Annotated in this window: 11 protein-coding genes; 4 read left to right on the top strand and 7 right to left on the bottom strand. The window is 41.9% G+C overall.

Features of this window, described 5'->3' with window-relative positions; translation table 11 throughout:
- Positions 1 to 65 precede the first annotated feature (65 nt).
- Entirely contained in the window at positions 66 to 1,163 is a 1,098-nt protein-coding gene (locus E2P86_RS03575; RefSeq protein WP_085472097.1) for a TlpA disulfide reductase family protein, read from the bottom strand.
- A gap of 13 nt (positions 1,164 to 1,176) precedes the next feature.
- Complete coding sequence (gene alaS, locus E2P86_RS03570; RefSeq protein WP_085472098.1) at positions 1,177 to 3,789, bottom strand: alanine--tRNA ligase; 2,613 nt, start codon at positions 3,787 to 3,789, stop codon at positions 1,177 to 1,179.
- A 225-nt stretch (positions 3,790 to 4,014) separates the two neighbouring features.
- Between alaS and E2P86_RS03565 the strand changes: the two genes are divergently transcribed.
- From E2P86_RS03565 to E2P86_RS03550, 4 genes are all read left to right on the top strand, one after another.
- On the top strand, positions 4,015 to 4,860 hold the full coding sequence (locus E2P86_RS03565) for a universal stress protein (RefSeq protein WP_085472099.1): 846 nt from the start codon (positions 4,015 to 4,017) through the stop codon (positions 4,858 to 4,860).
- A gap of 14 nt (positions 4,861 to 4,874) precedes the next feature.
- A complete protein-coding gene (locus E2P86_RS03560) occupies positions 4,875 to 5,741 on the top strand; it encodes a universal stress protein (RefSeq protein ID WP_134430797.1) in 867 nt (288 codons plus the stop codon).
- Positions 5,742 to 5,893: 152 nt separating this feature from the next.
- Positions 5,894 to 7,210: an OmpA family protein gene (locus E2P86_RS03555; protein ID WP_085472101.1), complete on the top strand. Its 1,317-nt coding sequence runs from the start codon at positions 5,894 to 5,896 to the stop codon at positions 7,208 to 7,210.
- Between the two features lie 197 nt (positions 7,211 to 7,407).
- Entirely contained in the window at positions 7,408 to 9,228 is a 1,821-nt protein-coding gene (locus E2P86_RS03550) for a DEAD/DEAH box helicase (RefSeq protein WP_085472102.1), read from the top strand.
- A gap of 54 nt (positions 9,229 to 9,282) precedes the next feature.
- On the opposite strand, the gene E2P86_RS03545 is transcribed toward E2P86_RS03550, so the two are convergent.
- The 5 genes from E2P86_RS03545 to E2P86_RS03525 form a co-directional block, all read right to left on the bottom strand.
- Positions 9,283 to 9,882, bottom strand: coding sequence for an HPP family protein (locus E2P86_RS03545; protein WP_085472103.1), 600 nt, complete (start codon positions 9,880 to 9,882; stop codon positions 9,283 to 9,285).
- A 4-nt stretch (positions 9,883 to 9,886) separates the two neighbouring features.
- Positions 9,887 to 10,660 (bottom strand): 23S rRNA (guanosine(2251)-2'-O)-methyltransferase RlmB, encoded by a 774-nt coding sequence (gene rlmB / locus E2P86_RS03540; RefSeq protein WP_085472104.1) that lies wholly within the window; start codon positions 10,658 to 10,660, stop codon positions 9,887 to 9,889.
- Between the two features lie 198 nt (positions 10,661 to 10,858).
- Positions 10,859 to 12,646, bottom strand: coding sequence for a DNA polymerase III subunit gamma/tau (locus E2P86_RS03535; RefSeq protein WP_085472105.1), 1,788 nt, complete (start codon positions 12,644 to 12,646; stop codon positions 10,859 to 10,861).
- Between the two features lie 48 nt (positions 12,647 to 12,694).
- Positions 12,695 to 13,144: a hypothetical protein gene (locus E2P86_RS03530; RefSeq protein WP_134430794.1), complete on the bottom strand. Its 450-nt coding sequence runs from the start codon at positions 13,142 to 13,144 to the stop codon at positions 12,695 to 12,697.
- 124 nt (positions 13,145 to 13,268) lie between these two features.
- On the bottom strand, positions 13,269 to 13,991 hold the full coding sequence (locus E2P86_RS03525; protein WP_085472106.1) for an MIP family channel protein: 723 nt from the start codon (positions 13,989 to 13,991) through the stop codon (positions 13,269 to 13,271).
- Positions 13,992 to 14,000: the final 9 nt, after the last annotated feature.

Raw genomic sequence — 14,000 nt, 5'->3', positions numbered from 1 at the left:
TGGTAAATCAAAGTTAATGTAGTGTTATCATATTGTTAAGTGTTAACAATAGATAAACATAAATATTAACGCAAAGTTTGTTCTAAAAATCTTTCCAATTCCTTTCCTCGAAGGTTTTTAGCAATAATAATCCCATCCGGATCCAACAAGTAAGATGTAGGGATCGCTTTTATCTTATAGTCTACCACAAGTGCTGAGCTCCAAGCTTGTAAGTCAGAGACCTGTGGCCATGTCAAACCATCGTCCTTAATAGCACGCATCCAGCTTCCTGGATTATTATCCAGGGAAACCCCCAGAACAGTAAACCCTTTATCCTTATACGTATTGTATTGTTTTACAAGGTTCGGATTTTCTTGTCGACACGGAGCACACCAAGAAGCCCAAAAGTCAACCAACACATATTTACCTTTGAAATCCGCAAGCTTCACCGGTTTATTATCTGGTGTAAAGGAATCAAATGCTGGAGCCGGTTGCCCTATCGCTAAGCGCTTTAACTTAGCTGCCTCTTCCTTAAATTGAGATACATACCTATTTTCTGTAAACTGATCTTTAATCTCCTCCGCATAGGCTAAGATTTCACGTTCTGCCACTTCGGGATCCAACGTACTGATGGCATAGAAGCCCGCTAGATTCTTATGCTTGCTCGCAAAATCAACGGCTTGCGTCGTATATTGAGCAAGCTTCGCTTTAAACTCCGTCAAGTAAGCAAAACGTAAACTTTCGATTTCCTCAGAGCTTTTATCTGCCGTCGCCTTCGCAAAAGCAGACTGTAGCGAATCTTGCACAAACTCCTGTCTCCGCTTGTATGGCGCAAAACCTTGTAATGCCGATGATAACGCAGACCCTTCCACGCTATAATTCTCCGGGCTATGCATATCCGCAACAAATTTCAGCTCCTCGCCCGGTGTCAGGATGATCGGATACTTATTATTGCCAACAGCTAGCGAAAGTAATCTAGGTTGTGTAGCCTCTCGTTCAAACTTAAATTTATTGCCGTCGGCCAGAAAAACAGAATCGAGCTTACGATCCCCTTCGTAAAAGGCGACAACCTTTACATTTCCCGGGTTTTCAATATGCCCAGAAACATGAATAACATCCTTATTTGAACAACTCACGAAAGCCATAGCTCCGAGCACACTTAAACAACCTAAAATCTTTCTCATATCATTCGTTATCTTAATTCAAGAAATCCTTTGCCCGCGCAATTGCTTTAGACAGGCCAGCACTCAACTTTCCACCAGCCGTAGCAAAAAACGGCTGACCGCCCCCGCCACCTTGAATATCTTTTGCCAAATCCTTTACAATAGTTCCAGCATTCCATCCCTTTTCTTTCGCCAAATCATCCGAAATGGTAACCGTCAAACTTGGCTTACCGTCAAAATCAGCACCCAATACGATAAACACATTATCCATCGCACCTTTCAATGCATACGCGAGTGTCTTCACCGCATCTGCATTTGGCAGATCGACTTGCATCGCCAAGAAATTAACACCGTTTATTACTTCGAACTTCGTTTCCAAGTCGCTCTTCAGCGCCAAAGAACGTTCTTTGATTGCGTTCTCAATCTCTTTACGAAGCTCACTGTTATCTTCAATCAATTTGCCTACCGAAGCAACAAAATCCTTCGGATTATTCATCAGCTCACGCATTTTATCAACCAGCTCAAACTGTTCCCGAATCACGGCATACGCTTGTGTACCAGTAATTGCTTCGATACGACGTACCCCCGCTGCAACAGCCGACTCGCTGATAATCTTGAAAAATCCAATCTGACCAGTAGAACGCACGTGTGTTCCGCCACACAATTCCTTCGAGAAGGCATCCTCAAAAGTGATCACCCGAACATAGTCGCCATACTTCTCACCAAACAATGCGGTAACACCTGAATCTATCGCTTGCTGATACGGAACCATACGCTCCTCTTTCAAGCTGATATTCTCACGGATTTTTTGGTTGACAATATCCTCAATCTGTTTAATCTCCTCGTAACTGATTTTCGCAAAATGCGAGACATCAAAACGTAAGATATTAGGCGATACCAAAGAACCTTTTTGGTTAACATGGTCACCTAAAACCTGTTTCAATGCAGCATGCAACAAGTGGGTTGCAGAGTGGTTATTCTCGGTATCTACACGCTTCGTCTTATCAACGATAGCCTGAAAATCCCCTGTAAGTACCGGTGGCAATTGATTTACAAAATGTACAATCAATCCATTTTCTTTTTTTGTATCGATAATATGCACCTTCTCATTTGCTTCAGAGATCAACAGACCGGAATCCCCAACCTGACCACCGCCCTCCGCATAAAATGGCGTAACAGACAGCACCAACTGATATTGATCTTTTCCTTTAGCCGATACTTTTCTATATTTTAAAATCTGCGTTGTTGCTTCCAAATAATCGTAGCCAACGAAAGTCGACTCGTCATCATCCTGCACCACAACCCAGTCGCCCGTATCAATAGCAGTCGCTGCACGGGAGCGTTCCTTCTGTTGTTGCAAAGCGATATTAAATCCTTCCATATCCACTTGAAGCCCTTTCTCACGCGATAAAAGCTCCGTTAAATCGATTGGGAATCCATACGTATCAAACAATTCAAAAGCAAATTCACCATCTACACTTGTATGTTCTGCAGCATAGTTTTCAAAACGCTGGATACCGGTAGTTAAGGTACGTAAAAAAGACACTTCCTCTTCCAGTACAACCTTTTGTACAAAACTCACTTGTTGGATCAATTCATCAAACACGCCTTCAAACTGTGCCGCCAACAAAGGCACCAACTCGTTGATAAATGGAGATTTAAAATCTAAGAAAGTATACGCATAACGAACTGCCCGACGAAGGATACGACGAATAACGTACCCAGCCTTATTATTAGATGGTAATTGGCCATCCGCAATCGCAAAACTTACAGCGCGAATGTGATCCGATAATACGCGCATCGCAATATCAGTTTTTTCATCAGTACCATAGGCAATACCGCTACGTTCTGCGATAAACTGAATGATAGGTTGAAAAACATCCGTATCGTAGTTTGATGTTTTCCCTTGAATACAACGTACAAGGCGCTCAAAGCCCATCCCCGTATCCACATGCTTAGCAGGTAGTGATTCTAAACTACCATTCTTCAGGCGATTGAACTGCATAAATACCAAGTTCCAGATCTCAATAACCTGTGGGTGGTCTGCATTAACTAGCTCCTGCCCTTTCACTTGCGCACGCTCTTCGTCGCTACGCATATCGAAATGAATTTCTGAACAAGGCCCACACGGTCCCGTCTCCCCCATTTCCCAGAAGTTGTCCTTTTTATTACCCAACAGAATACGGTCCTCTGCAATAAGCGCCTTCCAAAAGTCATATGCTTCCATATCACGATCTAAGCGCTCACTTGCATCACCTTCAAAAATGGTAACATACAACCGATCTTTATCCAACTTGTAAACTTCGGTCAACAATTCCCAAGCCCAAGCAATCGCTTCTTTCTTGAAATAATCACCGAACGACCAGTTCCCCAACATCTCGAACAAGGTATGGTGATAGGTATCGATCCCCACCTCTTCCAAGTCATTGTGTTTCCCAGATACACGCAGACAGCGCTGTGTATCGGCTACGCGTGGGTACTTGGCTTGTGCTTCGCCTAAAAACAATTCCTTAAACTGGTTCATCCCGGCATTGGTGAACATCAAAGTAGGATCGTTCTTAACAACAACAGGCGCCGATGGCACAATCTGATGCCCCTTACTCTTGAAAAATGCTAAAAAAGCTTCGCGTATTTCTTTACTGGTCATGGAATTCTATGCTATTTTTTTGATGGGCAAAGTTACTCAAAAATGCTTGGTCTTACAATGTGTTGCGCTCAATATTAAGGAGTAGACGCTATTCTGACAAAATGTTAACCAAACAAGGCGCCAATACCATGAAATTTTCGTAATTTTCGGTGGAAAAATATCTTCGTTATAAAGACACATAAACAGGTATCTCTTACGACGTAAGAAGCACTCATATTCAAAGACATGAAGAAACTTTTAGTACCCACCGATTTTTCAAACAATGCTTATCATGCCGCCGATTATGCTGCCCAACTAGCAGTAAAACAGCAATACGGGGTTCATATCTTACACTGCTACACGGCGCTGTCTTCCGGTTTTTCGGACACGGAAAACATCGATGAAGACAGTCACACCCTCAAGGCGGATATCACCATGAAAGAATGGGTCGAAAAACTTCAAAATGCCTACCCGACACTGGCCATATCCTACAGTAATGAAAGGGGGCTGCTAGAGGAAGTTATCCCACAACAAGCCGAACAGGGACATTATGAAGCTATTGTTATGGGCACCACGGGCGCATCCGTAGACAAAAATATCTTCTGGGGAAGCAATACGGCCCTAATTATTGGAAAATCAAATATTCCGGTGATTGCGATCCCGAACATAGCCATAACCACAAATAGTGATAAAGTAGGCTTGTTAACAAACTTCAAACCTGATGAATTGTTAACCTTACAAGAGTTCTTACAGTTATATAATAAGACCATAGATCTGGAATTAATCCATATCTATGATGAACATGAGGATGTAGATGAAGTCAAAGCGAAACTAGACGCTTGGATTTTTAACATTCGTAAGTTCAACCATATCGAAAAAATCGGATATGTAATCTCGCCAACCGTAAAAGATGATCGAGATCTGGACACCATCCCCGAGGTTATCGCGAAACTGGTGGAAGTTGCGAAAATAGAAACTATCCTTGTTTCCAAGAGTCGGAAATCGTTCTTTCAAAGACTTTTCACACCTTCTATATCGAAAGCAATGGCGTTGGATCTTCAAACCCCAGCCTTTTTTAGTAAAACTATTTAATAACACAATTCAACATGAGAAAAATATTAGTTCCAGTAGACTTTTCCGAATACTCTCAGGTAGCGGTAGAATATGCATGTCAGATCATTGAAAGTAATCCCGAACACCATGAACTAGACTTGGCGCATGTGTTCACGATGCGCTCAAATATGTTTGTGAATAGAGAGGTTAACCCCGAATTGGTCGACCCCCAAGTGGAAATCGCTAAGAAAAGCATGAAAAAACTGATCGAAGTAATCGAGATCAAATATCCAACTGTCGTTTGCCATGAAATCTTTAAGGACGGAAACCTCTACGAAGAAATCAGTAAAGTGACAGCTGCGTTTAACTACGACGCCGTCATTATGGGAACTAAAGGATCTTCTGGTCTCGAATCTGTATTCCTTGGAAGCAACACATATGATGTAATCTTGAACTCCAAAACCCCGGTGCTCGCAGTACCTAAAGAAATAACGGTATTCAAAAAAGAACGCATTGGTTTATTATGCAATTTCAAACCTGCAGAATTTGAGGCGTTGGAACAAGCGATCAACTTACTGGGCAATAATTTTGAACTGGTACTTATCCATGTAAACAAGAATGACGAGACCATCGCTGTTATCGATGAGCGCTTCCAAGCTTGGATCGAACAGATTATAGCAAAGACCGGAATTACAAACATCTCTTATACGGTAAAATCACAAGTGCTCTACAACCGGACCGTAGAGAACCTATCGCATGCCATAGACAATGTAATCATCGATGAGCAAATAGACATCCTTCTCGTCACGAAGAGCAGAAAGAGCATTTTCCGTAAATTAGTGGAAGAAAACATCGTAAGGAAGCTTGCTTATGAATCTACTATCCCGAAATTTTTCGCCAAAGTACACGCAACAAGTTAACGTAAAGGTGAAACAAGCGCTATTAATGAAGAAAATTTCATTATTTAAAACGATAATTTTGTAAAATGTAAACTTTTTTCTACATCTTTATTTTAATAATTACAGCGTGTAACGTTTTATATTATAACTTTGCATAAAAAAAATAAACAAGTATGAAAAACCTTAAAAATTTAACTTTCTTACTCGCAGCTGGTTTGATTTCAGCTGGTGCGCAAGCACAAACTAAATCAACAATCGAGGGTACTACGCCACTAGGTAGCAGTTCAGAATATCGTACGTGGTCTATTGGTGTAAACGGAGGTATCCTTAACCAAACGAACTTGTTTAACTTTGCACGCAGAGGCAATACGGACATGGATAACAACGCAGGATACAGCGTGTATGTTAAAAAACAAATCTCACCTTCTTTCGGCATTAAAGCACAATACTTAGGTGGTAAAGTAGGTGGAAAAAATGCGGTATTAGGAACAGGTTTTGAAACAAAAATCCCGTACTCCGTAGCTTTATCTGGAGAGTACACGCTAGCCAACGTAAACTGGAGATTCTTCAACAGCGTAATGAAGCCTTATGCGGCATTAGGTTTAGGTGTAATGAACTCTGAAGCAACGCTTATCGATGGTAACACACAAACTAAACAGGACAAAATCACGAAAATGTATGTTCCTGCTGACATCGGTTTGAAATTCGCGATCGCTAAAGGTGTAAACTTTGACTTAGGCTACCAATTAAACTTTGTTAACAAAAACTTTGACGGTGTTGTTAATGGCGTGTTCCAACCTGATGTATTCACATACATCCACGCAGGTGTTGAATTCGCTTTAGGATCGACTGCCAAACCATTCTTAGGAAACAGTAACCCTGTCGCTACCTTACTAGCAGACAACGCAGCGAAATACGACGCCATTAAAGCAGAGCGTGATGCACTAAAAGCAGCAAACAATGCATTGACAGCGAGATTAGACAAATGGGATAGTGACTTGAAAGATGATGATGGTGACGGTGTTCCAAATAAATTTGACAAATGTCCGAACACCCCTTCAGGCACTAAAGTAGATGGCTCAGGCTGTCCACTTCCTGAGATTAAACACGAGACAACTGTTATCGAAAAAATCATCACCGAAGAAGATAAGAAAGTCGTTGACGAAGCCATCAAAAACTTAGAGTTTGAATTGAGCAAATCAACAATCCGTGAGAAATCATACGCTTCTTTGGATCGTGTTGCAGCGATCTTGATTGAGAAAAACTTTAGCTTGAAACTAGCAGGCCACACAGATAACACAGGTTCAATGCAATTGAATATGCGTCTATCGAAAGAAAGAGCCGAGGCAGTAAAAGCTTACTTAGTATCTAAAGGAGCTAATCCTTCACGTATCGAAGCGACTGGTTACGGACCAACACAGCCTATTGCAACAAATGCAACAGCAGAAGGCCGTCAGGCTAACCGTCGTGTGGAGTTTACTTTGTACTAGACTAACCCACATTATAAAGTTAAAGAACCTCCCTCGGGAGGTTTTTTTATGGCCTAAAATATCCAAGCCACATAACAGTAAGTCAATGATTCGCTACAAACCTTAAAGTTCTGTTTGCAAAATGATTATAATAATTAAATAATTTTCCTTATCTTTGCACCGCCTTAGGCAATAGTGCCTATTGTATATTTTATTTCATGAACCCATTTTTAGAATTGGGAATCCGTCATGAAGTTGTTAATGCCATCACTGAGATTGGTTTTGAAAAACCATCTCCTATTCAGGAAAAAGCCATTCCTGTTTTATTGACTGGTAACGACGATTTTGTCGGATTAGCCCAAACCGGCACAGGAAAGACAGCGGCATTTGGTCTTCCACTATTAGAGTTAATTGACTTTTCTCAAAAACATCCTCAAGCGTTAGTGCTTTGCCCTACCCGTGAGCTATGTTTACAAATCGCAAAAGACATTGAAAAATTTGCTAAGTTCATCGATAACGTTAACGTTGTTGCGGTGTATGGTGGTGCAAATATTTCAGATCAATTGCGTCAAATCCGTCGTGGTGTACAGATTGTTGTTGCTACACCGGGACGTATGCTTGACATCATCGGCAGAAATGCCATTGACTTCTCCAATGTAAAATACGTTGTATTGGATGAGGCTGATGAGATGTTGAACATGGGTTTCCAAGAAGATATCAACAATATCCTTTCGGAAACACCAGACACTAAGAAAACATGGTTATTTTCAGCAACCATGCCTAGAGAGGTTCGTCGTATAGCACAAAACTATATGTCTAACCCATTCGAGTTAACCGTAGGTACAAAAAATACGGGTAACGCAAACATTGAGCACCATTATTATTTAATCAAGGCTAAAGATAAATATGCGGCGTTCAAACGTATTGTAGATTTCTATCCAGAAATCTTCGGTATCGTGTTCTGTCGTACAAAGATCGAAACACAAGAAATTGCTGAAGCGCTTGTTAGAGATGGTTATAATGCAGATTCACTGCATGGTGACCTTTCACAACAACAACGTGATAAAGTAATGAAACGTTACCGTGACCGTAGTTTACAGTTGCTTATCGCAACGGATGTAGCTGCACGTGGTATCGACGTTAATGACGTAACTCACGTTATTAACTTCTCTTTACCGGATGAAGTAGAGAACTATACGCACCGTTCAGGACGTACAGCTCGTGCGGGTAAAACAGGTATCTCTTTATCGTTAGTAAACGTTAAAGAATTGAGTAAAATCCGTCACATCGAAAAAATTATCGGTAAATCTTTTGAGAAAAAAGAAGTTCCTCAAGGTACAGAAGTATGTGAAAAACAACTTTTCGCCCTTGTAGACAAAGTACACAATGTAGATATCAACGAAGAGCAAATTGCACCATTCTTACCAAAGATTATGGAAAGTATGGAAGATTTGTCTAAAGAAGATATCATCAAACGCTTTGCTTCATTGGAATTCAACCGTTTCTTGGAATATTACCAAAATGCGCCTGACTTAAATATCGAAGCCCGTGAAGGTGCCGGTAGAGAAAGAGGTGATCGCGATGACCGCAGAAGTCGCCAAGGATCTAAAGGTTATACCCGTTTGTTCATGAACTTAGGTTCTGTCGATGAATTTAGCCGTGGAGATATGCTTGGTTTCATCTGTAACACAGCAAAGATCTCTGGCAAATCAATTGGTAAGATCGACCTTAAAGGTGTTTTCACGTTCTTTGAAGTGGAAGATGCAGAAGTTAACCGTGTATTTGATGGCTTTAAAGACATCGATTTCAACGGTCGTCAAGTACGTATCGAAGTATCTGGAGAAGGAGGTGGCCGTTCCGAAGGTGGACGTGGCGGTAGACCTCGTGGTGGAGACCGTGGCCCACGTAGTGGTGGCGGTGACCGCAGAGATCGCAACCGTGGAGAACGTTCAGGTGGTGGTAGTCGTGGAGGCGAACGTCGCGAAGGCGGCTTCAGAGACTTCTCTGGCAAACGCCAAGGATCTAGATCTAAATATTAGTTTTCCAATAGTATATGAAGTAAAAAGGACCGTTACAATGTAACGGTCCTTTTTTTATATCCTACGCTTTAGTTTCAATTGCCTACGCCTAGAACGTCTCAAGCGCGAACTTTTGACTGGATAATGGCGCTTTGGTGTAATATTATTAAACAACAGAGCCACCAAAAGTAAGATAACAGTTCCCGATAAGACAGGACTTAATACATACCAATATCCTAACGATGCTATTTTTGTACCGCCAGTGACAGCAATCAGCGCTGTCGCTCCACCAGGCGGGTGTAACGTCCGCGTCACTTGCATACAAACGATGGACGATGCCACAGCAAGAGGCGCAGTTAACCAAATGATATCGGGCAACAACAGTCCAACAGTCACCCCAACGATAGCCGATACCACATGCCCACCAATAAGGTTACGCGGTTGCGCCAAAGGACTCTGTATCGCTCCGTAGACCAAAACGGATGAAGCGCCAAAAGAACCGATTAAAAATACATTTTCCAATTGAGGTAAACTAAACGACTGGATAAATGCAATAATAAAAATACCCACAAAGGCACCTAGGAATGACCAAAAGTGCTCTTGTGGGTCTACAAGCGTTTCTTTATAAAAGACATAACGATAAACACGTAATTGTCTTTTTATATGTTTCTTCAATTTTTTACTTTTTACGTTGACGCACCGCTTCGTAGATTACTACACCTGCCGAAACTGATACGTTTAATGAACCGATAGTTCCTGTCATTGGAATCTTAGCCAATTTATCTGAAATACGAATCAACTCATCCGAAACACCAACGTCTTCCGCTCCCATGATGACACAAGTCGGAACCGTATAGTCTACATCATAAATTGAATCGTCTGTTTTTTCCGTACTCACAACCAGCTGTACACCTGACTCGATTAGGAAGCGCCCCGTCTTGCCCAAAGCATCTTGACGACATACCGGAATCTTATATAACGCACCTGCGGAGGTTTTAATCGCATCCGGATTGATTTCCGCTGACCCGCGCTTCGGTACAATAATCGCATGCACACCCGCACACTCCGCGGTACGCGCAATCGCACCCATATTACGCACATCCGTAACGCCATCCAACATCAGCAGTAAAGGTGTTTCCCCCTTTTCGTAAATAGTTGGCAATAGATCTTCAATATTATGGTAGGTAATCGGTGAAATCACACCAATCACACCTTGATGATTTTTGCGTGTTATACGATTCAACTTCTCAATAGGTACCTGTTGGAAACTGATGTTATGTTCTTTTAGGAGCGCCTTAAGTTCTAAAAACAGGCTACCACTTAACCCACGCTGCACAAACAGAGATTCAATCTCTTTTCCGCTATCTATTGCTTCAATAACAGCACGGATACCGAATACCATTTGATTTGTCTCTCTTTTATCGTCGCGCTCACGGCGTTGGAAATTTTGCATTTTCTTTAATTTTATTTTTGCGGATAAATAGCACATTTACCCTTATTATTCGTTTCTACCCTACTTTCTCGACAAGCAGGTTCACCTACCTTCTTCCTGCAATTAACCGTATGATAGCATCTACAAATCTTGCATCTCTACCGTTCGATCTCTTGCACCACAATTTCAACATGCAAAGATAGGAAAAAAGTTAAGTGTCTAGCTCAAACCTAGATTAAACGCTTTACGCAAAGTTTCCAACGCAGGATTCTTTGCAAGCATTGCCTGATATTTTTCTTGTGAGGTATAAGGTTTACGCGATTTGGTAACCTCGACTTGTACACCTTGGATGTCTAATGCAAAATTAGAAAGTTCTGGACGTAGGTAATTCAAAAGATCGATCTTCCCTAACTTAAGCTCATCCATCTGAACACCATTCTCTACATCAACTTCAATCAATGTGCCATTCAAACGTGGTGTATTCGCCGTCATAATGGTGTAGAGCGTAATCTTACTGGTCTGCTTCAAGGTGTCCGCAAAAGCGTTCCATTTTGATAGAAAAGCATTCAACGTCACTTCGCGATACTCACTCCCTTCTACCAGGTCGATCTCCGTCTCCTCTTCGGTAATTTTATCTTCAAAAATCGTGTTTAGATTAGGAACGACAACGGATGACTCAATTTTTCCCCATCCTTTTTTTGCGACAGGCTTCTCCGCTACCGGTGTGGTCGTTGCAATCGGAGGCGCCGACTTAATAGCCGGACTTTCAATAAACGAAGCGGTCGCAGGACGTGGAGCCGGAATCGCTGCTGCGGATACCGTCGGCTTCGCTACAGGTTGCTGCTCAGGGAGTTTTTTTTTTACCTCTGTCGCCCCATTTGGCACAAAGCTCCCCTGTTTACTCAGCGCTATTGCCGAAGCAATGTGGCACATCTTCAATAAGGCAAGCTCCACTTGTAAACGTTGGTTTTTGCTGCTCTTATAATTTATCTCACATTGATTGGCTATATTCAATGCCGAAAGCAATAGACCCGAGCTTAGTGCTTGTGCCTGCTCCAGATATTTCTTCTTAATGGTATCACTAACCTCTAACAACTTCAATGTTGCCGGTTCTTTCGCCACAAGCAAGTTGCGAAGATGCGTCGATAGTCCGCCGATAAAGTGGCCACCGTCAAAACCGCTGTTCAACACCTTATCAAAAATCAATAAGGTCTGTGCCGCATCTTCCCGGACAATGCAATCCAACAATTGAAAATAATAATCGTAATCTAAGATGTTGAGATTGTCAATTACGGATTGATAAGTAATCTGCTTATTGGAAAAGCTGACGATTTGGTCAAACATGGACAAAGCATCACGCAAACCGCCATCCGCCTTTTGTGCAATAATATGCAGCCCGTCATTCTCATACGTAATCCCTTCCTTATTGGCAATTGATGCTAAGTGATTCGCCATATCTTCCACCCGAATCCGGTTAAAGTCAAAAATTTGACAGCGGGAAAGGATTGTTGGCAATATCTTATGCTTCTCTGTCGTCGCCAAGATAAAAATGGCATAGGAAGGAGGTTCCTCTAATGTCTTTAAGAAAGCATTAAAAGCGGCCTGTGAGAGCATGTGCACCTCATCGATAATATAGATTTTATATTTACCGGTTTGTGGTGGGATGCGTACTTGCTCAATGAGGCTCCGAATATCGTCCACTGAATTATTAGAGGCCGCATCGAGTTCATGGATACTAAATGAATTACCGTTTTGAAAAGAACGACAGCTATCACATTCGCCACAAGCTTCCACCTGCTCGGAAATGCGTTCGCAATTTATTGTTTTCGCTAAAATACGTGCACAAGTAGTCTTTCCCACCCCACGCGGTCCACAAAATAAAAAAGCTTGCGCTAATTGATTGTTATGAATTGCGTTCTTTAGGGTTCCCGTAATATGCTGCTGCCCCACGACAGAGTCGAAGGTTACTGGGCGATACTTCCTGGCCGAAACAATAAAATTATCCATTGCACGAAGATAAGGAATTTACAATTCTAAAAAAACAATCTTCGATGTTTAGCGTTCGGAAACACGTTGATATCGCTCAAAACAACCGTCTTCACATTTGCCTGCAAGTATAATAAAATCTGTTCCCAAGACAACATTTACCGGATCAGCACAACCTTTGATACTCAAAATATTAGGCACACAATTTTCATTCGGACCACAAATTCTATCTGTCCCTTTAAAGATGTAAGAAGTACTGATGCGTTCTTTTGCTTTCCCTCCAGGACAAAGACTTCCATTCGTTACTGTTAATTCGCCATTCGCCGTAAAAGACATTGTTTTTCGGCCAGGTTGTTCCAATACGTCTACGATCTCAGTGGTTGTATTCGTCGACACACTAACTAAAGACCAAGATCCGACAAGAACATCATTATCAGACGAGTTTTCATCTTTCTTATCACAACTTCCCAACGACAACATCAGAATTCCAGTCAACAGTATAGAATAATACTTTTTCATATATAACAATCTTTAGTTTATTGGTTATACACAGAACGTATTAATCCAACTGAAAGCTACAGCAAATAAAAAAGCAGAACCATAAAATATGATTCTGCTTTTTTATTCGTTGATTTGAGTCTTACTAATTCGCGCCTTTAGGTTCAATTGCATTCCAAACAAAAGCTGCGACTACCGCACCTACGATTGGAGCAACCAAGAACAACCATAACTGCGATAAAGCTTGTCCTCCAGCTAATAAAGCAGGGCCAAATGAACGCGCAGGGTTAACCGATGTTCCAGTAACCGGAATAGCCACCAAGTGAATCAGAAGCAAAGTGAAACCAATAGCCAAACCTGCCATCGTACTGTTTCCAACTTTAGATGTAGTCGCAAGGATAACGAAAAGGAACACGAAAGTCAATACAGCCTCAATTAAGAAAGCCGCCGCAGTTCCGTACTCATTTTGGTAACCTTTACCCCAACCATTAGAGCCATACGCCCATTCACCAGCTGTAAAACCAGCCAGTTGGCCGCCCAGAATTGTCTGCAACACAAAAGCACCGAGAAGCGCGCCCAGCAGTTGTGCCAAGATATACAATCCCGCGTCTTTAGCCGACATCCGTCCTGCTGCCAAAACCCCAATCGTTACCGCTGGGTTGATGTGACACCCAGAGATACCGCCAATAGCATAGGCAAATACAACAACGGACAAACCAAAAGCAACAGAGATTCCCAATAACCCTAGCCCTGATAAGCCGCCTGCTGTATCCACGCCAGCAACCGCAGCGGCGCCACAGCCGAAAAGAACAAGTCCAAATGTACCGATCAATTCAGCAACAAATTTTGAAGAAGATTTAATTTCCATACGAAATAT

Source organism: Sphingobacterium psychroaquaticum (genome assembly GCF_004421025.1).
GTDB lineage: Bacteria > Bacteroidota > Bacteroidia > Sphingobacteriales > Sphingobacteriaceae > Sphingobacterium > Sphingobacterium psychroaquaticum.
This window is presented reverse-complemented; position numbering and strand designations above follow the sequence as displayed.